The organism is Streptococcus australis (genome assembly GCF_040226615.1).
In the GTDB taxonomy this organism is placed as follows: Bacteria; Bacillota; Bacilli; order Lactobacillales; family Streptococcaceae; genus Streptococcus; species Streptococcus australis_E.
In genome coordinates this window covers 3,429-30,426 of sequence record NZ_JBCOAT010000013.1, presented here as the reverse complement: position 1 = coordinate 30,426, position 26,998 = coordinate 3,429, and the positions used below count along the sequence as shown (strand labels likewise).

Annotated in this window: 24 protein-coding genes and 1 pseudogene; 19 read left to right on the top strand and 6 right to left on the bottom strand. The window is 41.7% G+C overall.

Features of this window, described 5'->3' with window-relative positions; all coding sequences use genetic code 11:
- The first annotated feature begins 37 nt into the window (after positions 1-37).
- The 7 genes from ABT997_RS09630 (at position 38) to ABT997_RS09600 (ending at position 8,632) form a co-directional block, all read left to right on the top strand.
- Positions 38-1,090, top strand: coding sequence for a serine hydrolase (locus ABT997_RS09630; RefSeq protein ID WP_233331685.1), 1,053 nt, complete (start codon positions 38-40; stop codon positions 1,088-1,090).
- Positions 1,091-1,234: 144 nt separating this feature from the next.
- Positions 1,235-1,921, top strand: coding sequence for a Crp/Fnr family transcriptional regulator (locus ABT997_RS09625; RefSeq protein WP_350019243.1), 687 nt, complete (start codon positions 1,235-1,237; stop codon positions 1,919-1,921).
- A 266-nt stretch (positions 1,922-2,187) separates the two neighbouring features.
- A complete protein-coding gene (gene arcA, locus ABT997_RS09620) occupies positions 2,188-3,417 on the top strand; it encodes an arginine deiminase (RefSeq protein ID WP_049514063.1) in 1,230 nt (409 codons plus the stop codon).
- A gap of 95 nt (positions 3,418-3,512) precedes the next feature.
- Positions 3,513-4,529 carry an ornithine carbamoyltransferase gene (argF, locus tag ABT997_RS09615; protein ID WP_006596657.1) on the top strand — a complete coding sequence of 339 codons (1,017 nt, stop codon included), beginning with the start codon at positions 3,513-3,515 and terminating at the stop codon, positions 4,527-4,529.
- A gap of 85 nt (positions 4,530-4,614) precedes the next feature.
- The gene (gene arcC / locus ABT997_RS09610) at positions 4,615-5,559 is read left to right on the top strand and encodes a carbamate kinase (protein ID WP_006596656.1); all 945 of its coding nucleotides are present in this window, start codon (positions 4,615-4,617) and stop codon (positions 5,557-5,559) included.
- Positions 5,560-5,762: 203 nt separating this feature from the next.
- Positions 5,763-7,274, top strand: coding sequence for a YfcC family protein (locus ABT997_RS09605; RefSeq protein WP_006596655.1), 1,512 nt, complete (start codon positions 5,763-5,765; stop codon positions 7,272-7,274).
- 17 nt (positions 7,275-7,291) lie between these two features.
- Entirely contained in the window at positions 7,292-8,632 is a 1,341-nt protein-coding gene (locus ABT997_RS09600; RefSeq protein ID WP_129268780.1) for a dipeptidase, read from the top strand.
- A 47-nt stretch (positions 8,633-8,679) separates the two neighbouring features.
- Here ABT997_RS09600 and ABT997_RS09595 read toward each other — a convergent pair whose 3' ends face one another.
- Both ABT997_RS09595 and queA read right to left on the bottom strand, forming a co-directional pair.
- Entirely contained in the window at positions 8,680-9,150 is a 471-nt protein-coding gene (locus tag ABT997_RS09595) for an arginine repressor (protein WP_006596653.1), read from the bottom strand.
- Positions 9,151-9,162: 12 nt separating this feature from the next.
- The gene (gene queA / locus ABT997_RS09590; RefSeq protein WP_129268782.1) at positions 9,163-10,191 is read right to left on the bottom strand and encodes a tRNA preQ1(34) S-adenosylmethionine ribosyltransferase-isomerase QueA; all 1,029 of its coding nucleotides are present in this window, start codon (positions 10,189-10,191) and stop codon (positions 9,163-9,165) included.
- 203 nt (positions 10,192-10,394) lie between these two features.
- Between queA and ABT997_RS09585 the strand changes: the two genes are divergently transcribed.
- The 11 genes from ABT997_RS09585 to alaS all read left to right on the top strand — a co-directional run bounded on the left by ABT997_RS09585 (position 10,395) and on the right by alaS (position 24,137).
- Positions 10,395-11,096 carry a glucosamine-6-phosphate deaminase gene (locus ABT997_RS09585; RefSeq protein ID WP_129822235.1) on the top strand — a complete coding sequence of 234 codons (702 nt, stop codon included), beginning with the start codon at positions 10,395-10,397 and terminating at the stop codon, positions 11,094-11,096.
- Positions 11,097-11,203: 107 nt separating this feature from the next.
- Positions 11,204-12,538, top strand: a complete 1,335-nt coding sequence (locus ABT997_RS09580) for a DUF1958 domain-containing protein (RefSeq protein WP_229050190.1) — start codon at positions 11,204-11,206, stop codon at positions 12,536-12,538.
- A gap of 72 nt (positions 12,539-12,610) precedes the next feature.
- Positions 12,611-13,774 (top strand): MFS transporter, encoded by a 1,164-nt coding sequence (locus ABT997_RS09575; RefSeq protein ID WP_350019242.1) that lies wholly within the window; start codon positions 12,611-12,613, stop codon positions 13,772-13,774.
- An 83-nt stretch (positions 13,775-13,857) separates the two neighbouring features.
- Entirely contained in the window at positions 13,858-15,147 is a 1,290-nt protein-coding gene (locus ABT997_RS09570; RefSeq protein ID WP_350019241.1) for a D-alanyl-D-alanine carboxypeptidase family protein, read from the top strand.
- 140 nt (positions 15,148-15,287) lie between these two features.
- Positions 15,288-15,842 carry a substrate-binding domain-containing protein gene (locus ABT997_RS09565; protein ID WP_350019240.1) on the top strand — a complete coding sequence of 185 codons (555 nt, stop codon included), beginning with the start codon at positions 15,288-15,290 and terminating at the stop codon, positions 15,840-15,842.
- A 310-nt stretch (positions 15,843-16,152) separates the two neighbouring features.
- Complete coding sequence (locus ABT997_RS09560) at positions 16,153-17,103, top strand: competence protein CoiA (protein WP_350019239.1); 951 nt, start codon at positions 16,153-16,155, stop codon at positions 17,101-17,103.
- 69 nt (positions 17,104-17,172) lie between these two features.
- On the top strand, positions 17,173-18,975 hold the full coding sequence (pepF, locus tag ABT997_RS09555; RefSeq protein ID WP_156676237.1) for an oligoendopeptidase F: 1,803 nt from the start codon (positions 17,173-17,175) through the stop codon (positions 18,973-18,975).
- A 1-nt stretch (position 18,976) separates the two neighbouring features.
- Positions 18,977-19,690 (top strand): O-methyltransferase, encoded by a 714-nt coding sequence (locus tag ABT997_RS09550; protein WP_314370260.1) that lies wholly within the window; start codon positions 18,977-18,979, stop codon positions 19,688-19,690.
- A 77-nt stretch (positions 19,691-19,767) separates the two neighbouring features.
- On the top strand, positions 19,768-20,709 hold the full coding sequence (locus ABT997_RS09545) for a peptidylprolyl isomerase (protein WP_314370258.1): 942 nt from the start codon (positions 19,768-19,770) through the stop codon (positions 20,707-20,709).
- 290 nt (positions 20,710-20,999) lie between these two features.
- Complete coding sequence (locus ABT997_RS09540) at positions 21,000-21,482, top strand: LURP-one-related/scramblase family protein (protein ID WP_125374277.1); 483 nt, start codon at positions 21,000-21,002, stop codon at positions 21,480-21,482.
- A gap of 36 nt (positions 21,483-21,518) precedes the next feature.
- Complete coding sequence (gene alaS / locus ABT997_RS09535) at positions 21,519-24,137, top strand: alanine--tRNA ligase (protein ID WP_350019238.1); 2,619 nt, start codon at positions 21,519-21,521, stop codon at positions 24,135-24,137.
- Between the two features lie 436 nt (positions 24,138-24,573).
- Here alaS and ABT997_RS09530 read toward each other — a convergent pair whose 3' ends face one another.
- The 4 genes and pseudogenes from ABT997_RS09530 to ABT997_RS09515 all read right to left on the bottom strand — a co-directional run bounded on the left by ABT997_RS09530 (position 24,574) and on the right by ABT997_RS09515 (position 26,767).
- Positions 24,574-25,122, bottom strand: coding sequence for a DUF6036 family nucleotidyltransferase (locus ABT997_RS09530; protein WP_049476728.1), 549 nt, complete (start codon positions 25,120-25,122; stop codon positions 24,574-24,576).
- Positions 25,115-25,402, bottom strand: coding sequence for a hypothetical protein (locus ABT997_RS09525; RefSeq protein WP_183137273.1), 288 nt, complete (start codon positions 25,400-25,402; stop codon positions 25,115-25,117). Before ABT997_RS09525 ends, ABT997_RS09530 begins: the two co-directional genes overlap by 8 nt.
- A 2-nt stretch (positions 25,403-25,404) precedes the next feature.
- Positions 25,405-25,860: a hypothetical protein gene (locus tag ABT997_RS09520; protein WP_183137272.1), complete on the bottom strand. Its 456-nt coding sequence runs from the start codon at positions 25,858-25,860 to the stop codon at positions 25,405-25,407.
- Positions 25,850-26,767, bottom strand: a pseudogene (locus ABT997_RS09515) (IS1595 family transposase). The gene ABT997_RS09520 and the pseudogene ABT997_RS09515 overlap by 11 nt, the downstream one beginning before the upstream one ends.
- Before the next feature lie 45 nt (positions 26,768-26,812).
- Between ABT997_RS09515 and ABT997_RS09510 the strand changes: the two are divergent.
- Positions 26,813-26,998, top strand: a 186-nt coding sequence (locus tag ABT997_RS09510; RefSeq protein WP_350019237.1) for a hypothetical protein, incomplete at its 3' end; no start/stop codon positions are given.

Sequence of the window (26,998 nt, the reverse complement as noted above, 5' to 3'; positions counted from 1 at the left end):
TGTTATTTTAAAGAGAATCTTTTATAATTAACTTCATATGAAAAAAATATTTAATGTTCGATCGATCATGATTGTATTGGGAATTTTACTATGTATAGGAGGAGTTGGAGCATTAAGTTACCTTCATCTTCATCAGGCTCCAGCTTCGCCTCTTGCTCAAGAGGGAACGACGGCTCAACCAGCTGAGTCCAAGCAAGAGAAGCAGCCCCTCCAACCTCCTCGTGTCAAAACTCCTGAGGAGAAACAAGCCGTCATGGATCAAGATCGTGAAACCATGGAGAATTTGGGTCTTGTCTATGATTATGCCAATAAAGGCTTGGTAGAAGTTGTACAAGACTACATGGCTGAATATGGTATTGATCCTTCCCAAATTACCTTTACCTATAAAAATCCTGCGACAGGTCAACAATTTTCGATGAATGAGTTGCAGCCAATGACAGCGGGAAGTACTTATAAACTGCCCCTAAATATGTTAGTCGTGGATGAAGTCGATGCAGGGAAGTTAAACTTAACGGATGAATTTGATATTACCAATACTTACTACGAGTACCTTGGAGAGCACGATAATTATGTAGCTGCCTTTGGTGGAGCTATGACGATTCCAGATATGCAACGTTATTCTCTTGTCTATTCAGAAAATACGCCGGCATATGCCTTGGCCGACCGCTTTGGTGGCATGGACAATGTCTATGGGAAGTATGAAAAATATGGAAAATCCCGTGCAGAAATAAAAACCATTAGTCCTGAAAACAAAACGACATCTGATTACTATATTCAAGTCTTGGACTATCTTTGGAACCACAAAGAAAAGTATGGGACCTTGCTAGAATTAATCGGAGAGTCCTTCCCAAATGAATACTACAAACGGTATTTACCAGATTTAGTCATTCAGCAAAAACCTGGTTATGTAGCGGAAGCCCTGAATGTCGAAGCTATTGTTTACGAACAAACTCCTTATCTTATCTCAATTTTTACAGCTGGTCTAGGGGGGACAACTCCAGAAAGTACGGAGATCAGTGGTTACGGTCTTCATTTACTTGGTCAACTCTGCTATGTGATCAATGAATGGCACCGTGTAAATGTCAATTAAGGAATTAGAACCTTTCCCAAGATAGTTTTGGGAAGGTTTTTTCTATGCAAAAATATGGTTTAATGGTTAAAATCTTGGTGACATTCTTTGAGGTCAGTGAATAAATATGATATAATAACTAAAGAACCTAAAGAAAGAATAAAAATGATTACAAAAGAAGATTATCAGTTGATTCGATCCCATCCAGCTTTCTCTGAAATTCCAGTTGAAAAATTTGATAAATTAGCTGTAGAAATCCATTATAGAGAAATTCCAAAGGGACAAATCCTATTTTTTGCTGGTGATAAACGCAGTCGTATCTTTTTAGTGGTGGAAGGCTATGTCCGGATTGAGGAGTTTGACTCTTCAGACACCTTCTCGTATATGGATTACATCAAAGAAGGAGCTATTTTCCCATATGGTGGTATGTTTACAGATTCAACTTATCACTATACAGCCACTTCCATGACAACGGTAAAATATTTCAGTATCCCTGTTCAGCTTTATGAAGAAATTGTTCAGTCCAGTATGGAACAAGTTCTCTTTATAACGAGAAAACTTTCAAAAATTCTGGAATTCCAGGAGTTGCGGCTTCGCAATGTGGTGGCAGCTAGTGCCAGTGATCGTGTGATCCAATCCCTAGCTCTACTCTGTAAGGATTATCAAAAGTCTGGGCCAACTATTCCTTTTCCAATGAGTATGAAGGAGTTGGCTAGATTAGCTGCTACGACGAGAGAAACCGTCAATCAAGTGTTAAAGAAGCTCCTAGAAGAGGAGAGAATCGAGTACAAGCATAAGAAATTAACCTTTCTAGATCTTCCATTCTTTTTAGATAGTTTTGAAGAAGCCTAATAGGGCTTCTTTTATTTTCTGTCAAAAACGTTAAAAAGTTTCAAAAATCAAATAAAAAAATATTTACTCGCAAAAAGAATATATTTAGCAAAATATTCAAAGAAAGCGGCTCATTTTTCATAAAACAAGGGTGATATTTAAAAAAGTGTCAGATTCTTGGCATTCGTAATGGAAGATTGACTGTGAAAGCGGTACCAATTGGTGATAAAATAAAACCTGTAAACGGGATTAGCTAAGCTAAACCGCAAGAAAAAGGAGGACTATAGATGTCTACACACCCAATTCATGTTTTCTCAGAAATTGGAAAACTGAAAAAAGTTTGTTTGCACCGTCCAGGTAAAGAGTTGGAAAACTTGATGCCTGACTATCTTGAACGTCTTCTTTTTGATGATATTCCTTTCTTGGAAGATGCTCAAAAAGAACACGACGCATTTGCTGAAGCACTTCGTAACGAAGGTATTGAAGTACTTTATCTTGAACAGTTAGCTGCTGAGTCATTGACTTCTCCAGAAATTCGTGATCAGTTCATCGAAGAATACCTTGAAGAAGCGAACATTCGTGGACGCCAAACAAAAATTGCGATCCGTGAATTGCTTCACAGCATTGAAGATAATCAAGAATTGGTTGAAAAAACAATGGCAGGGGTTCAAAAAGCTGAACTTCCAGAAATTCCTGAAGAAGCAAAAGGATTGACAGACCTTGTTGAATCTGACTATCCATTTGCTATCGACCCAATGCCAAACTTGTACTTCACACGTGACCCATTTGCGACAATTGGTAATGCAGTATCATTGAACCACATGTACGCAGATACACGTAACCGTGAAACTTTGTATGGTAAATACATCTTCAAATACCACCCAGTTTACGGTGGAAAAGTTGAACTTGTCTACAACCGTGAAGAAGATACTCGTATCGAAGGTGGAGATGAGTTGGTACTTTCTAAAGATGTATTGGCAGTTGGTATCTCACAACGTACTGATGCTGCATCAATCGAAAAATTGTTGGTAAACATCTTCAAGAAGAACGTTGGCTTCAAGAAAGTATTGGCCTTCGAATTTGCTAACAACCGTAAATTCATGCACTTGGATACAGTATTCACAATGGTGGACTACGATAAATTCACAATCCACCCAGAAATCCAAGGTAACCTTCGCGTCTTCTCTGTTACTTATGAAAACGAACAATTGAAGATCGTTGAAGAAAAAGGTGATTTGGCTGAATTGCTTGCTGAAAACCTTGGTGTTGAAAAAGTTACATTGATTCCATGTGGAGATGGCAACGTCGTTGCTGCTGCGCGTGAACAATGGAACGACGGATCAAATACTCTTACAATCGCACCAGGTGTGGTAGTAGTATACGACCGTAACACTGTTACCAACAAGAAATTAGAAGAATACGGACTTCGTTTGATCAAGATCCGCGGAAGTGAATTGGTTCGCGGTCGTGGTGGACCTCGTTGTATGTCAATGCCATTCGAACGTGAAGAAATCTAATCATCCTTCTACGGGTTAGACGGGCTCAGTGTCTAAACTGAGCCCTCTAAACTGATTGACAGGATCTTATCATGCATAATTAAAGGAGATAATTAATGACAACTTCAGTATTCCAAGGACGTAGCTTTTTAGCAGAAAAAGACTTTACACGTGCAGAGTTAGAATACCTTATCGGACTTTCAGCTCACTTGAAAGACCTTAAAAAACGCAACATTGACCACCGCTACCTAGCTGGTAAAAACATTGCGCTTTTGTTTGAAAAAACTTCAACTCGTACTCGTGCAGCCTTCACTACTGCAGCCATCGACCTTGGTGCTCACCCAGAATACCTTGGTGCAAACGACATCCAACTTGGTAAAAAAGAATCTACAGAAGATACTGCAAAAGTTCTTGGACGTATGTTTGATGGTATTGAATTCCGTGGTTTCAGCCAACGCATGGTTGAAGAATTGGCTGAATTCTCAGGTGTTCCAGTATGGAATGGTTTGACTGACGAATGGCACCCAACTCAAATGCTTGCTGACTACTTGACTGTTCAAGAAAACTTTGGACGTTTGGAAGGTTTGACACTTGTATACTGTGGTGACGGACGTAACAACGTTGCAAACAGCCTTCTTGTAACAGGTGCTATCCTTGGTGTGAACGTACACATCTTCTCACCAAAAGAACTCTTCCCAGAACAAGAAATTGTTGAATTGGCAGAAGGATTCGCAAAAGAAAGTGGCGCTCATATCTTGATCACTGAAGATGCTGACGAAGCTGTGAAAGGTGCAGATGTACTTTACACTGACGTTTGGGTATCTATGGGTGAAGAAGACAAATTTGCAGAACGCGTTGCCCTTTTGAAACCTTACCAAGTAAACATGGAATTGGTTAAGAAAGCTGATAACGAAGACTTGATCTTCTTGCACTGCTTGCCAGCTTTCCACGACACAAACACTGTTTATGGTAAAGATGTTGCTGAAAAATTCGGCGTAGAAGAAATGGAAGTTACTGACGAAGTGTTCCGTAGCAAATATGCTCGCCACTTTGACCAAGCTGAAAACCGTATGCACACAATCAAAGCGGTTATGGCAGCTACTCTTGGTAACTTGTACATTCCAAAAGTTTAAGACTTTATAACCGTATACCAACAGCTATAGGGGCTGGACTGCTAGCTTTAGTCCTGCCCCTATTTTTTATAGAAAGGGAAAAACTATGTCAAGAAAAATCGTCGTTGCTTTGGGAGGAAATGCCATTCTCTCATCTGATCCTTCTGCAAAAGCTCAACAAGAAGCACTTGTAGAAACAGCAAAACACTTAGTAAAATTGATTAAAAATGGGGATGACTTGATCGTCACTCACGGAAATGGTCCTCAAGTAGGAAACCTTTTGCTCCAACATTTGGCAGCAGATTCTGAAAAGAACCCAGCTTTTCCATTGGATTCATTGGTTGCAATGACTGAAGGAAGCATTGGTTTCTGGCTTCAAAACGCTCTTCAAAATGCTCTTCTTGAAGAAGGAATTGAAAAAGATGTGGCTTCTGTTGTGACACAAGTCGTTGTGGATAAGAACGACCCAGCTTTCGTTAACTTGAGCAAACCAATCGGCCCATTCTACTCTGAAGAAGAAGCAAAAGCAGAAGCTGAAAAATCAGGTGCAACTTTCAAAGAAGATGCTGGTCGTGGCTGGCGTAAAGTTGTTGCTTCTCCAAAACCAGTGGATATCAAAGAAATCAATACTATCCGTACCTTGTTCAATGCAGGCCAAGTAGTGGTTGCAGCCGGTGGTGGCGGTATTCCAGTTGTGAAAGAAGCTGATGGCAGCTTGACTGGTGTTGAAGCTGTTATCGATAAAGACTTTGCATCCCAACGTTTGGCTGAATTGGTAGAAGCAGACCTCTTCATCGTTTTGACAGGTGTGGACTATGTCTTTGTGAACTACAACAAACCAGATCAAGAAAAATTGGAACATGTCAATGTCGCTCAATTGGAAGAGTACATCAAACAAGACCAATTTGCACCAGGAAGCATGCTTCCTAAAGTAGAAGCTGCGATTGCCTTTGTAAATGGTCGTCCAGAAGGAAAAGCAGTCATCACTTCACTTGAAAACCTTGGCGCTTTGATTGAGTCTGAAAGTGGAACAATTATCGTTAAAGACTAATTCATGCACATGAGGAGGGGAGTAGATCTTATTTTTACAGGATTTTGTACAAAGATCCTTCCCTTGTTTTTTCTAAAAAAGATTAGGAAAAACTAGTTTTTTAATCTTAAATATGATAAAATAAACATATAGGTAAGCGCTTTCTAAAAGATAAACCTTTTGAAAGAGTCACTCAAACTTTGTTGCGTTAGGAGGATAAGCAAATGAGTGAAAAAGCGAAAAAAGGGTTTAAGATGCCTTCATCTTATACCGTATTGTTAATCATCATTGCCATTATGGCAGTGTTAACTTGGATTATTCCAGCTGGTCAATACAAAGTTGACGATGGTGGTGCCATCATCGCAGGTAGTTATGAAGCTGTGAAACAAAATCCTCAAGGGATTTGGGACGTCTTGATGGCCCCAATCAATGCCATGCTTGGTAAAGCACCAACCAGTGCAGCCATTGACGTAGCCTTCTTTATCTTGATGGTCGGTGGTTTCCTTGGTGTTGTGAACGAAACAGGTACCCTTGATGTAGGGATTGCTTCTATCGTTCGTAAATACAAAGGCCGCGAAAAAATGTTGATCTTGATCTTAATGCCATTGTTTGCCCTTGGTGGGACAACTTATGGTATGGGTGAGGAAACCATGGCCTTCTATCCACTTCTTGTACCTGTTATGATGTCTGTTGGTTTTGACAGCTTGACAGGGGTAGCCATTATATTGCTTGGTTCACAGATTGGATGTTTGGCATCTACCTTGAACCCATTTGCGACAGTTATCGCATCTGATACTGCAGGTATCTCAAGTGCTTCAGGTCTCTTGCTTCGTTTAATCTTCTGGATTGTCATGACAGCCCTTAGCACCTACTATGTATACCGTTACGCTGATAAAATTCAAAAAGACCCAACCAAATCTCTCACCTATGCTACTCGTGAAGAAGATTTGAAACACTTCAACGTTGATAGTGGCGAAGAAATTCCTTCACAAATGAACAAGAAACAAAAACGTGTCTTGCTCGTCTTCATTTCAACATTCGTCATCATGGTTGCTGGATTTATCCCATTCAAAGATTTGGGTATTACATTCTTTGACAGCTTTAACGAGTCTCTCCATAAAGTTCCTTACCTTGGTCAATTGATCGGTAACACAGATGCTCTTGGTACTTGGTACTTCCCTCAAACAGCTATGCTCTTTGCCTTCATGGGAATCCTTGTTGGTATCATTTATGGCTTGAAAGAAGAACAAATCATTTCATCCTTCATGAATGGTGCAGCTGACCTCTTGAGTGTTGCTATTATCGTAGCAGTAGCACGTGGTATCCAAGTCATCATGAACGACGGTATGATCACTGCAACAATTCTTCACTGGGGTGAAGAAGGACTTAAAGGTCTTTCATCTCAATTGTTCATTGTCTTGACTTACATTTTCTACTTGCCAATGTCATTCTTGATTCCATCATCATCTGGTCTTGCCAGCGCGACAATGGGTATCATGGCACCTCTTGGTAAATTCGTCAATGTACCAGCTAGCTTGATTGTTACAGCTTACCAATCTGCATCTGGTGTCTTGAACTTGATCGCACCAACTTCAGGTATCGTAATGGGAGCTCTTGCTCTTGGACGTGTTGAATTGAGTGCATGGTGGAAATTCATGGGTAAATTGGTCGTAGCGATTGTAGTGATTACCATTGCCCTTCTTCTACTAGGAACTGTGGTTCCATTCTTACAATAGAATAAAGTAGGTGTTTCATGAAAAATAGAATAAAGGACGATGTAAAAGAGCAGTTTTTAACCTCTCTTCAAACCATCATTTCTTATCCTTCGGTTTTAAACGAAGGCGAAAATGGAACACCGTTTGGACAAGCTATCCAAGATGTCCTTGAGAAAACGTTAGAAATTGCTCAAGAAATGGGCTTTCAAACCTATCTAGATCCTGAAGGATACTATGGATATGCAGAGATCGGTCAGGGGGAAGAACTCCTGGCCGTTCTTTGTCACTTGGATGTTGTTCCAGCCGGTGATTTAGAAGATTGGCAGACGCCACCTTTTGAGGCGACTCTGAAAGATGGATGGTTGATCGGACGTGGAGTACAAGATGACAAGGGGCCATCCCTTGCGGCCCTTTACGCAGTTAAGAGTCTGCTTGACCAAGGACTTGTATTTACCAAACGGATTCGCTTTATATTTGGTACAGATGAGGAAACTCTCTGGCGCTGTATGAACCGCTACAATCAGCTAGAAGAAAAAGCAGATCTTGGCTTTGCTCCAGATTCGTCCTTCCCATTAACCTATGCTGAAAAAGGCTTGCTTCAAGTGAAGCTCCATGGACCAGGCTGGGAGGATCGTCCCTTACAAGCTGGTCGTGCCCTTAACGTGGTACCAGATAAGGCAACTTATAAGGGGGAACGTTTAGAGGAACTTTTACCAGTAATCGAGCAAAGTGGTGTGAAGTATACAGAAGAAGCAGGAGCAGTAACCATTCTTGGACTGTCTAAACACTCCAAGGATGCGGCTGAGGGTGTCAATGCTATTGTCGGCTTAGCGGAAAGTCTTTCCTTGATCCAGCCTCATCCAGCTCTTCTCTTTATAGCAGATGCTGTTGGGGAAGATGCGACAGGAGCAGCTCTCTTTGGTGAAATCAAAGATGAACCAAGTGGTGCTCTTTCCTTCAATATTGCGACCCTCTCTATTGATGAAGAGCGATCTGAAATCGGGATTGATATTCGGATTCCAGTCTTAGCAGATAAGGATGCTTTAGTAGAGCGATTAACTGAAGTGGCAGCTAGCTATCAACTTCAGTATGAAGAGTTTGATTATGTAGCTCCCCTGTACGTTCCATTAGATAGTCCGTTGGTGAGTACTCTGATGGAGGTCTACCAAGAAGAAACGGGGGATCAGACTCCAGCTATGTCCTCAGGAGGAGCGACCTTTGCTCGAACCATGGAGAATTGTGTGGCTTATGGGGCCCTCTTCCCTGATGCTCTCCAAACAGAGCACCAGGCGAATGAACGAGCCAAACTGGATGATTTATATCGTGCAATGGAAATTTATGCCGAGACCATTCGACGGTTAGCAGGCAAGGAAGCCTAATATAGATTTGAAAAAAGCTTAGATGGTCAGACCATCTAAGCTTTCTTTTATTTGCTAAAGAAGAAGGGAGGAGTGAATTCTTTCAATTTTTCAAAGCAGTCCAAGGCCCCCTGATTGTCTTCACAGATGATGAGGCAGACATCGTCCCCACAGACCGTTGCGACAATTTGTGGTAATTCAAGGGCATCTAAGATAGCACCGAAAGATTGAGCCAGTCCAGGGAGAGTTTTGACGACCACTTGGTTTTGGACGGGACGAAGCATGACGAGGGCATCCTCCATATAAAAACGCAGTCGGTTTTCCCAGCGAGATGGGGCAATGCTATTGATGGCATAGTAAGAGGTATCCCCTTCGTTAATTTTTACTAGATTCAAGGATTTGACATCTCTTGATAGAGTTGACTGGGTCACGATGATGCCGTTGGCTTCCAGGCTGTCCTGCAATTCCTGTTGGGTTCGAATTTTCTTTTCTGAAATAATGGACCGGATCAGGCGGTGGCGACTTTCAATCTTATTCATAAGGGGCTCTCCTTATTTGATAAACATAGCATCTCCAAAGCTGAAGAAACGGTAGCCTTGGTCGATAGCGTGCTGATAAGCATCCAGAGTGAGTTCTCGACCTGCGAAGGCAGAAACGAGCATGACTAGGGTTGATTTTGGTAGGTGGAAGTTGGTTGAAAAGGCGTTGACAACCTGCCACTGATAGCCTGGTTTGATAAAGATATTGGTCCAACCAGAGTCGGCTTGTAACTCTCCATTAAACTTGTTCCCAATTGTTTCTAAGGTTCGGATAGAAGTGGTTCCAACAGCTACGATGCGGTGACCTCTCGCTTTAACTTGCCGAAGGGTTTGGGCAGCCTCTTCAGAGAGTTGATAAAACTCGGAATGCATCTCATGTTGGTCGAGATCGTCGACAGATACTGGACGGAAGGTACCAAGTCCGACATGGAGGGTTAGATAAACCAAGTGAACCCCTTTGTCTTCAATTTTTTGTAAGAGCTCGGGTGTGAAATGGAGGCCAGCAGTAGGAGCAGCGGCGGATCCATTTTCTTTGGCATAGACCGTCTGGTAACGTTCCTGATCTTCTAATTTTTCATGGATGTAAGGTGGTAGGGGCATTTCCCCTAGACTTTCCAAGACTTCAAGGAAAATCCCTTGGTAAGAAAACTCTACGATACATCCTCCGTGTTCCAGCTTTTTGATCAGAGTTGCTTGGAGACGTCCATCACCAAAGCTGACGACCCCTCCCTCTTTGAGACGTTTAGCAGGTTTAGCAAGAACCTCCCATTGATCGCCCTCGATATTTTTTAAGAGGAGAAGCTCCACATGACCTCCTGTATCCGGTTTGACCCCATGGAGACGAGCTGGAAGGACACGGGTATTGTTCATCACCAAAGCATCCCCTGGTTCTAATTCATTGATAATGGCGTCAAAATGTTGGTCTTCCATCTGACCTGTTTGTCGATTGAGGATTAGTAGTTTTGAGGCATCGCGCTTCTCTAGTGGGGTTTGCGCAATTAATTCCTCGGGGAGGTGGAAATCAAAGTCATTCGTGTTCATGTTCTCTCCTTGTATCTAAATTCTTCTATTTCTTACATTTAACCTTCCCCATTATATCATGAAATAAGAGTGAAACAAAGGAAATCACTAGCCGAATTTTAAAGGGATGAAGGTAAAAAATCCTTTTCTAACATCAAGAAAGCGCTTGACAAAAATTGGTCTATACCATATAATGAAAATAAGAAATAAGCGGAGGTCTAATCATGAAAGTTATTGAAGTAGCCAATCAAATCGAAGGAGGGCAGGTTGCTTTTGACCTGTTAAAAGAAAAGTTAGAGCAGGGTGCCAAAACTTTAGGGCTTGCGACTGGAAGCAGTCCACTTGAATTTTATAAATTGATTCGAGAAAGTGACTTGGATTTCTCAGACATGGTCAGTGTCAACTTGGATGAGTATGTCGGTTTGACGGGAGAAGATCCTCAATCTTATCGTTACTTTATGCAGGAAAATTTATTCAATGAGAAACCGTTTAAAGTCAGCTATCTTCCGAAAGGAAATGAAGATACTGCAGAAGAAGAAACAGCTCATTACAATGAAATTTTGGCCCAAAACCCAGTAGATCTGCAAATTCTAGGGATTGGTCGCAACGGGCATATTGGATTTAACGAACCTGGAACTCCGTTTGACAGCCAAACGCATTTGGTCCATTTGGATCAATCAACGATTGAAGCCAACTCTCGCTTCTTTGAAAAAATTGAAGATGTGCCAACTCAAGCCATTTCAATGGGAATTGCAAATATTCTCGCTGCCAAGTCCATCATTCTCTTTGCATATGGTGAATCGAAAGCAGAGGCGATTGCTGGAATGGTCAATGGTCCAAAAACAGAGAGTTTACCTGCGAGTGCCCTTCAAGGTCATCCAGATGTCGTGATTATTGCAGACCAAGCAGCCTTGAGCCTACTGTAACCAGTTGAAACAGAGAGACCTATCTAAAATATCCTGAAAGATAGGTTTTTTTATAGATTGAAGTATGGTACAATAAGATAAAATTCTATATTTGAGGAAAATATATTTTGAAAAAGAAGTTGCTCGTTTTAGGAATCATCGTCTTATCTCTGTTCCGACCTTTGTCGATCGTGGCTGATGAGTTAGTGGATATGGCGCAAAAAATGTATCCCAATGATCATGTGCAGGCCTATAACCGACCAAGGTCTTCCCTCGTTATCGACGCGAATACCGGGGATGTTTTATGGAAAGACAATATTGATGAAGTGCGGGATCCTGCAAGTATGAGTAAGCTCATGACGTTGTATCTGCTTTTCGAATCCATGAAAGAGGGGAAGATTACCAAAGATACGGTTGTCACTGCAACAGCTGCGGATCAATCCATGTCAAAAATCTATGAGATTTCCAACAATAACATCGTTGCAGGCGTAGACTATACGGTCTCTGAATTGATTACCATGACCGCGGTTCCATCCTCCAATGTGGCCACGATTATGTTGGCCAATCTCCTTTCTAACCACGATGCGGATGCCTTTATTCAGCGGATGAATGAAAAGTCCAAGGAGTTGGGGATGACCAATACCATTTGGAACAATCCTAGTGGTGCGGCCATTTCAACCTTCCGAGGTTTATATACCAGTTATAACTATCCAAATGATGCGGCTAACCAGACAACTGCAAGAGACTTGGCGATTCTCGTCTATCATTTCGTGAAAGAATATCCTGAGATCCTTAGCTATACCAATCAAGCTAAGGTGACCGTCAAACAAGGAACTCCTTATGAGGAGACTTTTGATACTTATAACTATTCCTTGCCAGGAGCTAGATATGCTCTTGAAGGCGTAGATGGTCTGAAGACAGGCTCGAGTCCTCGCGGTGCCTTCAACTATATCGCAACTGCTAAACGAGGAGAACAACGAATTATCTCCGTAGTCATGGGAGTTGGTGATTGGTCTGACCAGGATGGCGAATACTATCGACATCCATTTGGCAATGCCTTGATCGAAAAAGCTTTTGCAGATTATCGTTATAAGAAGTTATTGGACAAGGGTGTTCAGACGATTGATGGAAAGACCTACACCCTAGATCAACCTTTCTATGCCACGGTCAAAAAAGGCGAAGAGGATCCAAAGCTAGTTGTTAAAGATGGACAAGTAGAGGCGGATTCAGGCTTGATGACCCTATCAGAAAAGATTTCTGATGGACTTCCAGTCAAAGAAGGAGCCGTGAATCAATCGGATACTCAAAGTACTACGGCTTCAACTACAGGGAAATCCTTCCATTTTCCTCTTGAAAGCCTGGTCATTCTGATTCCAATTTTCATTCTCGCTATGATTCTGTATTTAGAAAGAGCCCATCGTAAAGAACGTGCGCTCAAGGCTCAGGATCGATACAAAAAATAAATAATCAAAACTCAACTGAAATCCAGTTGGGTTTTGTCATTGCCTCTTATATTTAAATTTGAAAGGAAACTAATGAAAGCATTTCGAAATTCCTATCCTGCTTATTTATTTTTATATAGTTTTTACTTCATGTCGACTGCTCTCTTTACGACTCTAATCTCTGTCTATCTTATCGGCCAGCAGTATTCAGCCAGTCAAGTCTCTCATTTGGTATCAATGGCCTTTTTCCTATCCATGCTTACCCAGCCCTTATTTGGTTATATCAATGAACGATTTGGCATTGTTAAAATCACCACTTTGAGCTTGGGAGTCCTCATGGCAGGAGTGGCTGGCTTCATCTGGGCCCCTAACTACTTTTGGTTGACGATTTTTTATGGCTTGGTTTTGCTGTGTCTAAATGGGACGGCTCCCATGATGGAGGTTTTCGCTACCCAGAGTTCCTATGCTTTTGGAAAAATCCGCGTTTGGGGGACACTAGGGTATGCGGCTGGAGCGCAACTAGCTGGTTGGCTTTATGCTCATCTTAGCCCCCAGTCTGTATACTATTGTGTTTTGGTAACTATCCTTCTTAGTTTCCTCACTTTAGGAGCTATTCGTATCGACAAGACCAGTCGGGTACAGAAAGAAGCTGTATCGATCCGTCCTTTGCTCCACAATGGTCCCTATCTCTTTTTCTTACTTTTGATGGGGCTTGTGTCGGGCGTGGGCAATATTGGCCATACCTATATTCCAGCTCTCTTGATGGATAGTGGTCTCCCTGTTCAGATAGCCTCTACAGTTGTGGCCATATCTGTCGTAGTCGAAGCACCTCTCATCTTTTTCTCAGATCGTTTTATGGACCATTGGCCCTTGCGTTTACTGATTTTGCTTCCTGTGGGGATTCTCTTGCTCCAGTATTTCATCTATGCTCTTCCAAGTCCTGTCTTCTTAAAAGTGCTGGTCACTCTGTTGGCAAAGCATACGACGGGGATGGTCTTGGTCATGGTCTCCTTACGTTTTATCTCCCAACAGGTGGATAAGAAAGATCTAGTCTTAGCCATGGCTCTCCTGCAGGGAGTCCGCTATCTTGGAACCATTTTATTGCAACCAGTAGCAGCTTTCTTTGTGGATCACGGTGGATTTTCAATGATGAGTTCCTTCTTGGTGGCTGTCCTGGTCCTCGTCCTTCTACTAAGTATCTTTTTAAAGATGCCAAAAGGAAAATCTCCAGGTCTCTTTGGGAACACGAAGGAGTAAAAAGTTTAGGAAATAGAGTTTGTGAACAGCAGGACTTATGCTATAATGGAGAACGATGATGTTTATGAAAGAAATGAGAGAGAATGAAGTTTAAACGTGCCTTATTTGCGACACTTTCCCTTAGTTGCCTATGTTTTCCAATGCTAGCAAAGGCGGATGATATTTACCAACAAGAAGATATCATGTCAATCACAGAAAAATCAGGGACTTCGGTGGATGAGTTTTTCCGTCCTAAGGCCGATATTGTTGTTGACGCTCACACAGGAGCGATTGTTTATGGAGATAATATTGATGCTCCTCGTGACTCTGGTAGTATGGCTAAATTGATGTCCGTCTATGTTCTTCTGAGAGCTATTAAAGAAGGGCAGCTGGATTATGATACCCAAATTACAGCGACAGAAACAGATGTAGCAATTTCGCAAAACCAGAAGTTGAGCAATAGTCCCATTGTGGCGGGTGCTAAATACAAGGTATCGACCCTCCTGAATATGATTTTTGTTCCTTCATCTAGTGCCGCTACCATCATGATTGCCAATAAGGTGTCTGGAGGAGATCCGGATAAATTCTTGGATTTGATGAACCAGCGGGCCCAAGAAATTGGAATGACCAATACCAAGTGGAACAATCCTAATGGTGCCCCAACTGCAGTCTTGGATGGCTACTATAATCCGACACGCTATGATCAACATGCCATTAACCAAACAACAGCGAGAGATATGGCTATTTTGGCTTATCACATGGTCAATGAGTTTCCTGAAATCCTCAACTACACTAAAAATGCCAAGATTACTCTCTTTGAGGGTACAGATTATGAAGAAACGCATGAGAATTATAATTATTCTTTAGAAGGTGGAAGGTATTCTCTAAAGGGAGCGGATGGTCTGAAAACAGGCTCTAGTCCGACTGCGGATTATAATTACACCTTGACGGTTAATCGTGGGAACCAGCGATTTGTCCAAGTCATTATGGGAGTTGGCCATTACGATGTAGAAATTGCAGAGAGCCTGCGCCACGTCATTGGAAATGCCCTGATTGAAAGACTCTACCAGGATTATGAATACAAAGAGGTTCTGCCGGCGGGGGATCACACCATTCAGGGACAAACCTATCACTTAGACAAACCCTTCTATGCTACGGTAAAAAGAGGGACCAATCCAGAGGTCAGTGTTCAAAACGGCCAGCTACAAATTGCAAATGGTTTGCAAACTCTTTCTCCATCCATTCAGCAAACACAGTCTGTAACCGCAGTACAAGGGGCTCATCAGAAGTCCACTAGCACGCGTCAAAAAGGCTGGGATCCAATGTGGCTCTGTTGCTTCCTTCCCTTCATTTTCCTAAGAATTTTCTTTAACGTGAGATATAAGAGAAAATAAAAAAGATTTCCAAATAAATCGATAGACCGGAGATAGACTAATCTCTGGTCTTTTTTTAAAGAATCAGGGGACAGGTATGAATTGACGGCAACCTGGCTTGATGCTAGAATGGTAATGGAATGATAAAAAGGAGAAATTGAATGAAAAAAAGACTATTAACAATGCTTGCTTTAATGGGAGTGCTTGGGCTAGTAGCCTGCTCAAATCAAGAAGGGACCTCGTCCAATGAAAAGTCAGTTCAGGGAACAGCCCAGTCTTCTAGGGCCTCTCAGAGCAAGAAAGTGACCAGTTTGAAAGGATCCTCAGAATCTCCTTTTGTTTTATATACAGATGAGGAACTTGAAAATGCCAGAACCGTTGGGGATTTTAAAGCTCTCTATGCTTTGATGATGGACCGAACAGTTGCTCATTCGGAGGAAGCAGGAGCATCACTCACGGGCTCTGCAAAAGAGACCTATGAGACTTATCTGAAAAACTTGAAGGAGAAAATGGAAACCAGCAAGGCCCGTTTTAATGAATCCATGGATACGATAGGGTCTGAAGACACCGATGTCCCGGAAGATACTCGTGCAACCATTGTTGAAAAATTCGAAACAGCTCGAAAACAAGCTGAAGCATCTGAAAATGGGACCTCCCCATCATCAGAAACTCCAGATCCGGCATCAGACGAGAAAACGAGTGAGTCAAATCAATAACCGACGTTATGAACAGTCTCGTCTAAGATGAATGAACATTCTCTATACATGTCAGTAAGATTATATCTAAACAGAGGCTGGGACAAAAGTCCGGCCTCTCAATTGTCTTTGGATTGTCGAGCAAGACGCAGTGGTTGAGTGGGCTCTACTACGCTGATTTCATCAGCTTTTACAACCCTACTCAACTGTGCGGAGGTGGGACGACGAAATCGAATTCTAACGAATGACCGATTTCTGTCCCACTCTCTTTTTTCTTTCTCCTCTAATATAAGCGTCTTTGGTTACGAATTATATAAGTGGAGGTGATGACATGTTTATTGCGGCTGATGCAAAGCAACAGCGTTGGAATTGTTTGGAGAAGGTTCCGATGAGAAGAAATGGTCCCTTTGTCTGTCTCCTGTGTGGAAAGGAAGTCCGCTTAAAGAAAGGGCGAGTGATGCGTCCTCATTTTGCTCACGTTAACCTAGAGGCTTGTCCCTTCCATCATGAAACGGAGAGTCCAGAACATTTAGAGTTAAAGTTGGAGCTTTATCGATGGGCCAAACAAAATACCCAAGCTGAAGTGGAAAGTCCTTTGCAGGCTCTCCAACAGATTGCGGATGTTCTCCTTCCAGATCAAAAGATTGCCTTAGAAGTGCAATGTAGTTCCTTGTCTATGGAGCGTTTAAAAGAACGGAGCGATGCCTATCGCATGCATGGTTATCAAGTTTATTGGTTATTGGGGAAAAACTTATGGCTCAAGAAAAGCCTGTCAGCTCTGCAAGAAGGTTTTGTCTATTTTAGCCAAAATAGGGGCTTTCATCTCTGGGAGTTGGACTTAGAACAGCAAGAAGTTCGGCTCCACTATCTCATTCATCAAGATTTGCGAGGGCGTCTTCATTATCGGACTCAACATTTTCCTTTTTATGGAGGGAGCTTATTAGAAGTTTTGCGGACCCCTTATGCCCAACAAGGCTTGCAACGAATGACGGTCCCTCTAGACCGACAGTTTAAGGGCTATCTTCGTCAGCAGTTGTATTACCGGCATCCTAAGTGGATGGCCCTTCAGGAACAGCTCTATCTGAAAGGAAAGCATCTCCTGGACTTAGACTTGGAATCCTTTTATCCCCTTTGTCGCCCACTGAGGTCTTCGCGTTTTATCCAGATTAAGGGAGACTGGCGAAGCTATTACCAGAACTTTATGACCTATTATCTCCAAACCGGAATGAAAGCGACGCAGACTCTTTATTCGCCTCGTTTTTATCAGAACTGGAAAGCTTAAATTTCTGACAATCAAATACCCCCAAATGCTAATATTATGTTAGAATAGAAGCATTGGAGGATTTTTGTAATGGTAAAACAACGAAATGAAATTGATGAAAAATACCAATGGGATTTGTCGACCATTTTTGCGACAGACCAAGCTTGGGAGGAAGAAGCAACTGCTTTAGCTGCAGCCATTAAAGATGCTGCCCATTTTGCAGGTTCTCTATTGTCTTCTCCAGCTAACCTATTAGAAACCACAGAAGTTTATTTGGACTTGAGCCGTCGTTTGGAGAAGGTCTATGTCTACGCCCATATGAAGAATGATCAGGATACACGCGTAGCCAAATACCAAGAATTCCAATCAAAAGCGATGTCTCTTTATAGCCTTTTAGGGGAGACCTTTGCCTTTTACGAACCAGAATTTATGGAGATTACCGAAGAGCAATATGCCAACTTCTTGAAAGAAGTCCCTGCCTTAGAAGCTTATGCTCATTACTTTGACAAATTGCTCAAAACCAAAGAGCACGTTCTTTCCCAAAAGGAAGAAGAGTTGCTAGCAGGAGCGGGTGAAATCTTTGCTGCGGCAGGTGAAACCTTTGAGATTTTGGACAATGCCGATATCGTCTTCCCGATGGTGAAGGATGACCAAGGACAAGAAGTACAGTTGACCCATGGAAACTATATTTCTTTGGTAGAATCTAAGGATCGCCAAGTCCGTAAGGAAGCTTACCAGGCCTTGTATGGTGTCTACGAACAGTACCAACATACCTATGCTAAGACCCTTCAGACCAACGTCAAGGTTCACAATTACAATGCCAAGGTTCGCAAATTCTCAAGCGCGCGTGAGGCAGCTCTTTCTGCTAACTTTATCCCAGAGAGCGTCTACGATAGTCTGGTAGAAGCAGTTAATAAGCACTTGCCTTTGTTGCAACGCTACGTGAAACTCCGCTCAAAAATCTTGGGAATTGAAGATTTGAAGATGTATGATGTCTACACACCATTATCTTCTACCGATTACAAGTTCACCTATGAAGAAGCCCTTGCCAAGTCTGAGCAAGCTTTGGCGGTGCTTGGTGATGACTACCTATCCCGCGTGAAGCGCGCCTTCACTGAACGTTGGATCGATGTTCATGTCAACCAAGGAAAACGCTCAGGTGCCTATTCAGGTGGATCGTATGACACCAATGCCTTTATGTTGTTGAACTGGCAAGATACATTGGATAATCTCTTCACCTTGGTGCATGAGACTGGTCACAGTATGCACTCCAGCTATACCCGTGAAACCCAGCCTTATGTCTATGGGGACTATTCAATCTTCCTTGCTGAGATAGCTTCCACAACCAATGAAAATATCTTGACCGAGCAACTGTTAGCAGAAGTAGAAGATGATGAAACTCGTTTTGCTATTCTCAACCACTTCTTAGATGGTTTCCGGGGTACGGTCTTCCGTCAAACCCAGTTTGCTGAGTTTGAACATGCGATTCACAAGGCTGACCAAGAAGGACAGGTCTTGACCAGCGAATTCTTGAATGAACTGTATGCGGACTTGAATGAGAAATACTATGGTCTTTCAAAAGAAGACAACCCAGAAATCCAATACGAATGGGCTCGCATTCCTCATTTCTACTATAACTACTATGTTTTCCAATATTCAACTGGTTTTGCAGCAGCCTCTGCCTTGGCTGAGAAAATCGTTCATGGAACACAGGAAGATAAGGACAAATACCTAGAGTATTTGAAAGCTGGAAATTCGGATTATCCACTCAATGTGATCCGCAAGGCGGGTGTTGATATGGAAAAAGAAGACTACCTCCATGCAGCCTTTGAAGTCTTTGAACGTCGTCTCAATGAATTTGAGGCTCTCGTTGAAAAATTAGGATTAGCCTAAGATGGTAGAGTCTTACAGTAAAAATGCCAACCACAATATGCGCAGACCGGTTGTGAAGGAGGAAATAGTCTCCTTCATGCGGGAGCGTCAAGCACCTGTTACGGATGCCTTAAAGGAGCTAGAAGAATTTGCTCGTCGGGAGAATATTCCCATCATCCCTCATGAAACGGTTGCTTTCTTCCGTCTCTTTTTGCAGACCATGAAACCCAAGTCGATCTTAGAAATTGGGACGGCGATTGGTTTTTCAGCCCTCTTGATGGCGGAGCAAGTGCCGGATGCAAAGATTATGACCATTGATCGCAACGAGGAAATGATTGGTTTTGCCAAGGAAAACTTTGCTCGTTTTGACCAGCGCAAGCAAATCACTCTTTTAGAGGGTGATGCGGTGGACCTCCTGGAGCATATTGAGCAACGCTTTGACTTGATTTTTATGGATTCGGCTAAGTCTAAGTACATCGTCTTTCTCCCAGAAGTTCTCAAACGGTTGGAAGTTGGGGGAGTAGTCATTTTGGACGATATCTTCCAAGGAGGAGATGTGGCGCGTGATATTATGGAAGTTCGTCGTGGACAACGCACCATCTATCGAGGTTTGCAACGTCTCTTTGATGCCACTTTGGACCATCCTGGCTTGACGACCAGTCTGATTCCCCTCGGAGATGGCATTCTTATGATTCGTAAAAATCAGGAAGAGATTTCTTTGCCGACAGAAGAGTAGCTTTTAGACTTATTTAAGTTATCCTGTTGAATTTGTGGTAAAATAGTAGAAGTGAATTTTAGAATGGAGAAATAAACATGAAGAAAAAATTTGTAGCTGGAGCGGTGACCCTTTTATCAGTCGTAGCGCTAGCAGCTTGTGCAAAAAGTGGCAGTGACAAAGATATCGTCACAATGAAGGGGGATACCATCACTGTTGGTGACTTCTATGATGAAATCAAATATAACCAAGGTGCACAACAATACCTTTTCCAAATGACCATTAATAAAGTCTTTGAAAAAGAATACGGCTCAAAAGTCTCAGACAAAGATGTTGAGAAAAAAGTTGATGAGCAGAAAAAACAATTGGGTGAAGCCTTCAATAGCTACCTCACACAACAAGGTTTAACAGAAGAAACCAACAAACAACAAATCCGTAGTAACCTTTTGTTAGAGTATGCGGTTGACCAAGCTATTTCAAAAGAATTGACAGACGAAGCTTATAAAAAAGCCTTTGAAACCTATACACCAGAAATCACTGCAAATGTGATAAAATTGGATTCAGAAGAAAAAGCGAATGAAGTTCTTGCAAGTGTAAAAGCTGAAGGCGCTGACTTTGCACAAATTGCCAAAGAAAACTCTACAGATGCTAGCACCAAAGAAAACGGTGGAGAAATCAAATTTGACTCTGGAACAACAACTGTTCCAACTCGTGTCAAGGAAGCAGCATCTAAGCTTGATGTAAATGGTATTTCAGATGTCGTTATTGATCCTGCTAGTCAAAAAAGCGCTGGTGCCTACTATATCGTTAAAGTAACTAAGAAGGAAGAAAAAGGATCTGACTGGAAGAAATACGAAAAACGCTTGAAAGAAATTCTGACGGCAGAACGTAAAAATGATGCCAACTTTATCCGTAGCATCATTGCCAAAGCAATGACAAATGCCAATATCAAGGTGAAAGATGATGCCTTCAAGGCAACCTTTAACCAGTACATGCAAAATATTGGTGCAACAACAGAAGATAGCTCATCTTCTAAATAAGGATATTAGTTGACGAGCATTGTATTTATCTGTATAATGAGATAGTTGAGAATAAATCATTTAGAATCAGATGCAGAGAAGTGGCGGGGGTGCGAGCCATGGAAGAGGAATGATTTTGCTACTCAATAGAACAATTACATAATCGAATGAAGAATGACAAGTTCATTGAATGAAGGTGGTACCGCGGTTTTTCGCCCTTCGTTAGTGAGCTTGTCTTTTTTTCAGCATTTCTACCGGAAATCCTTTCTAATAAGAGAAAGGTCTTCATAAGGATTTGCAGGAGGAAACTGATGAAAACGTATCTGGTCAAACAAAAGTTTCGACTTGGAGGGGAACGCTTTGACATCAAAAATGATCTAGGAATGGTGGAATACCAGGTAGAAGGTTCATTTTTGAAAATTCCCAAGACCTTTACGGTATTTGATGTGGAAGGCCAGAAGGTTAGCCATATCACGAAGAAGCCTTTTAGCCTCTTACCCCAATTCACTGTAGAATTGGCGGATGGCTCCAGTTTTTTCATCCGTAAAAAACTAACTTTACTCCGTGATAAGTACGATATTTCTAATTTAGGACTACGCATCGAAGGCAATATCTGGGATTTGGATTTCAAGTTATTGGATGATCGCGACCAGCTGGTTGCAGAGATTAGCAAACAAGTCTTCACCTTGACGTCGACTTATCAGGTATCCGTCTATGAAGAGGAATATGCCAATCTCGTGATTTCCTTGTGTCTTGCCATTGACTATGTAGAAATGATGGAGAATGGCTCTTAAGCCGACCAATAGAAACCATTAAATAGAGGAGAAAACATGAAACAATTATCTAGTGCACAAGTCCGCCAAATGTGGCTTGATTTCTGGGCGACCAAAGGTCACTCAGTAGAACCATCCGTTAGCTTGGTTCCAGTAAACGATCCAACCCTTTTGTGGATCAACTCAGGGGTTGCTACTCTTAAGAAATACTTTGACGGGACCATCATCCCTGAAAACCCACGGATTACCAATGCTCAAAAGGCTATCCGTACCAACGATATCGAAAACGTAGGGAAGACTGCGCGTCACCATACCATGTTTGAAATGTTGGGGAACTTCTCTATCGGAGATTACTTCCGTGATGAAGCCATTACCTGGGCTTATGAGCTCTTGACAAGTCCAGAATGGTTTGATTTCCCAGCTGAAAAACTTTACATGACCTACTACCCAGCTGATACAGATTCTTACAACCGCTGGATTGAAGTGGGTGTGGATCCAAGTCACTTGATTCCAATCGAAGACAATTTCTGGGAAATCGGTGCGGGACCTTCTGGACCAGATACAGAAATCTTCTTTGACCGTGGGGAAGCCTTTGACCCAGAAAATATTGGTATTCGCCTTCTCGCAGAAGATATCGAAAACGATCGTTACATCGAAATCTGGAACATCGTCTTGTCACAATTCAACGCAGACCCAGCTGTACCTCGTAGCGAATACAAGGAATTGCCACACAAAAACATTGATACGGGCGCTGGTCTAGAGCGTTTGGTAGCGGTGATCCAAGGGGCGAAGACCAACTTTGAAACAGACCTATTTATGCCTATCATTCGCGAAGTGGAGAAATTGTCTGGTAAGGTTTATGACCAAGATGGCGACAACATGAGCTTCAAGGTCATCGCTGACCACATCCGTTCTCTTTCATTTGCTATTGGCGACGGTGCTCTCCCTGGAAATGAAGGTCGTGGTTATGTCCTTCGACGTCTTCTCCGTCGTGCCTCTATGCATGGTCAAAAATTGGGTATCAATGAGCCTTTCCTTTACAAACTCGTTCCAACTGTTGGAAAAATCATGGAAAGCTACTACCCAGAAGTGCTCGAAAAACGTGACTTTATCGAAAAAATCGTCAAGAGCGAGGAAGAGTCATTTGCCCGCACTCTTCACTCAGGTCAACACTTTGCAGAAACTATCGTAGCAGACTTGAAAGAAAAAGGCCAAACGGTTATCGTTGGTCAAGATGTCTTCAAACTCTACGATACTTATGGATTCCCAGTGGAATTGACAGAAGAGATTGCTGAAGAAGCTGGAATGACGGTAGACCGTGAAGGTTTTGAAGCAGCTATGAAGGAACAACAAGAACGTGCGCGTGCGTCAGCTGTCAAAGGCGGATCTATGGGGATGCAAAATGAAACCCTTCAAAACATCACTGTAGAAAGTGTCTTCAACTACAATGCTAGCCAATTGTCTTCTAAATTGGTGGGTATCGTAGCGGATAATGCAGAAGTAGAAGCTGTAACAGAAGGAACTGCATCTCTGATCTTTGCAGAAACTCCATTCTACGCTGAAATGGGTGGACAAGTTGCGGACCACGGTCAAATCTTGGATGCTCAAGGAAACGTCGTAGCGACAGTAACAGATGTACAGAAAGCACCAAACGGACAACCACTTCATACTGTTGAAGTTCTTGCGCCACTTGCTTTGAACCAAGAATACACATTGGCCATCGATACCAACCGTCGCCACCGTGTCATGAAGAACCACACAGCCACTCACTTGCTCCATGCAGCTCTTCACAATATCCTTGGCCACCATGCCACTCAAGCAGGATCACTTAATGAAGTGGAATTCCTACGCTTTGACTTCACTCACTTCCAAGCTGTGACTCCAGAAGAGTTGCGTGCTATTGAGCAACAAGTCAATGAGAAGATTTGGGAAGCCATCGCAGTGGAAACTGTTGAGACAGACATTGATACCGCTAAAGAAATGGGAGCTATGGCCCTCTTTGGTGAGAAATACGGTAAGGAAGTTCGCGTTGTCACTATCGGGGACTACTCAGTGGAACTGTGTGGTGGTACCCACGTTGGCAATACTTCTGAGATTGGTCTCTTCAAGATTGTCAAAGAAGAGGGAATCGGATCAGGAACTCGTCGTATCTTGGCAGTGACTGGTAAGGAAGCCTTTGAAGCTTACCGTGAACAAGAAGATGCACTGAAAGCCGTCGCAGCAACCTTGAAAGCACCTCAACTCAAGGAAGTCCCTCACAAGGTTGAAGGACTTCAAGAACAACTCCGTCAATTGCAAAAAGAAAATGCAGAATTGAAGGAAAAAGCTGCAGCAGCAGCGGCAGGTGATGTCTTCAAACATGTTCAAGAAGCAAACGGACACCGTTACATTGCTAGTCAAGTTTCTGTATCAGATGCAGGTGCCCTTCGTACCTTTGCGGATAACTGGAAACAAAAAGATTACTCTGACGTCCTTGTTCTGGTCGCAGCAATCGGTGACAAGGTCAATCTTCTCGTAGCCAGCAAGAACAAAGACATCCACGCAGGTAACTTGGTCAAAGAATTGGCTCCAATCGTTGATGGACGTGGTGGTGGAAAACCAGACATGGCCATGGCAGGAGGAAGCAACCAAGCCAAGATCCAAGAATTGTTGGATGCCGTAGCAACTAAATTGTAAGCAACAAGAGATCTACCTTCGGGTAGGTCTTTTTGTATGATAAACTGTTAAATCTTTGTAAAAACTTTTTAAGAAGTACTTGTAATTTTTGATAAATACATTACAATAAATATATAGGAAAAAGGAAGTGTCTTAGATATTGCTCCATTGTCGATTTGAAGGCGCAGTCCGAGGCCCTCATAAAAATCTTAAGTTTGACAGCATAATAAATAATCAAAGGTAGATAATTGAATTAAAAAATAGACTTGGAATAGGAATCGAAAGGAAAAAGGAGTGTTGTATGAAGGGGAACAGTATCTGGAAAAATGTTGGTTTGTATGCCTTGGTGGTCTTCTCTCATTTTATTTTAGGGAACTATATACCAGTTTACACTAGACACAAGGTATAGTATTTTCGAGAATATCAAAAAAGGCGACTTCCAAACGGAAACCGTCTTTTAATAATGTCTAAATTCTTCATAATGTTCACTCATATATTCTGCCAACCATTCCATACCATAGGCTATCTCAAATACTTCCAATATCAATGAAAGGTCTGGTTGAAAACCATATTCTTTGAGTTTATTGATAATATCTTTTATAGAACGAATTTTCACTAGTTTAATAATTTCCCCAGCATCCTGCCTATCTCTATCTCGTCCGCTGTCTAGTTTCATTCCGAGAATGTAAGATAATGGTGGTACAAAAACAGTCAAATTTGAATAGCTAAATGCCTTCTCACAGATAGACAGTGGCGGTATTTTATTCATATTTGCAACATTGTTGTTCAGCCATAACTCATCAGGCTCATTCACATCAAAATCATCGCCAACTTTCTCAATAATGCTTCTGATTTTAGCATCTTCTTGATAAAAGGCATCTACATCTTGTGTTCCTCGGAGATTGTAATACTCCAGAACAAAACCACCAACACAGATAATTTCTAGGTCAATATTTTCCTTAGCTAATTCTGTATTGAGAGCCTCAAATAAAACTTTCTTATCCATAGTTACCCTCTCTAAAGAGTTTCAAAATATCTTTTGGCTGACTTTTACGGTTCGCCTGCAAAACGTGTTCTCTTGTGTGTGTACCGTCTGTTAAAGCATCTTGAAGGGTTATTTTTTGGAAAGGTGTTAAGGTAGGATTTTTCAACAATTGCTCTACATCATCAGTAGTTAGTTTAGTCTCCTCATCTTTAATGACCTTATAAAGATAGCGAAACCACAAATCACCGTCACTTCCAGCATGTTCACTAGCTCTCACCATGTAATCGTACCATGTTGTCATTATTATTCCCCCTCATCTTTTCTAGGGTTATAGTGCATTGCTATCCAAAGTTTTTTGTCAAAATCAGATAACTCTTTTTTCTTCTGATAAATGCAATCGTTCAAATTAGGAAATTTGAGACTGTATTTTTTCTCAAAAAAGTTCTGAAAGTCCTCTTTACTTTCTGCAATATCAACCAAGGCTTCTAACTCTGCCATTTGTTTGGCAATAGCCTTTCTGTCAATTCTCTTTTGACTATCTCCAAGTACGTCATAAACACAACGTTTTGTTAGTTGAGTATAAAAAGAGCGATGTTCAGTAACAAAATCAAAGGAATAGGTCTTATCCCAGAGTTTGGTGTATTTATTGTAAAAACTATCTGAAAGACTGACCTGATAACCAATCAGCTTACTATCAACTCTACGAGCGATGGACCTTTCCAATTCAAAATGTAGGTCATGTAATGTATTAGTAGCCATAAATCAGCTCCCTGTATTTAGTTCGGACACAGGCATTTGAAATCAGGAGATTAAAACGCTCACTATCCGAATAGTCACGAGTATTATAACGAAAAACAAATTCATCTACATAGTCTTGAAGATATTTCTTAGACCACGAATGGTAAATTCCTAATACTCAACGTTTCAATCCAGCCCAAAAGCCTTCAATCGTGTTGGTATAAACATTACCTTGCACATACTCGCTAGTTCCATGATTAACAAAGTCATGATTATACATCTTAGCTACTTTATTATAACCCAGCCATTCATCTGTGTAAAGTCGAGCTGTTTCCTTTACGTATTTGACAATCTGTTCAGTCAATGTTTTCGTCTTTGTATCTGGTACATGATGAGCATTAACTTTACCCTGACGTTGTACCATGCCTACTACAGCAAATTTGTCTTTCAATGAACGCCCTTGAGCATTTTTGACTTTTTTGGAGTTATGACGATTCTTATTTTTACCACCTATGTAGGTTTCATCAACTTCCACAACGTCATCAAGACTATTGTTGTTTTCAGAACTAAAACACTTACGGATACGTTCCAGCATAAACCAAGCTGTTTTTTGCGTAACACCAATATCTTTTGATAATTGCACAGATGAGATTCCTTTTTTGTGAGAAGTCACAAGCCAAATTGCCATAAACCATTTACGAAGTTCAATTTTAGTATTGTCAAAAAGAGTACCAGTCTTGACATTGAAGTATTTTCCAGTATTTTTACAGCGGTATTTGTTACCTTTGCATTTGTAGACCTTTGAAGTAGCATCAAAAGGGCTGATAATCACATCGCCCCAAATCATATTTTCTAAATGGTCAATACATGACTGTTCGTCTGGAAAAGCAGATTGTAAATCAAATAATGACTTAAACTCAAACTTCATAACTGATACTCCTTATTTCTTGATTATATTATATCGAAAATAAGAATGATTGTCAATAAAAATGTAAACTTCTACTATGCAAAAAGCCGAAATTTTGATATAATAGAAGTATCAAAAATAAAGGAAATTAAGTATTATGAACGCAATCACAGCTCACAGCTCACAGCTCACAGCTCACAGCTCACAGCTCACAGCTCACAGCTCACAGCTCACAGCTCACAGCTCACAGCT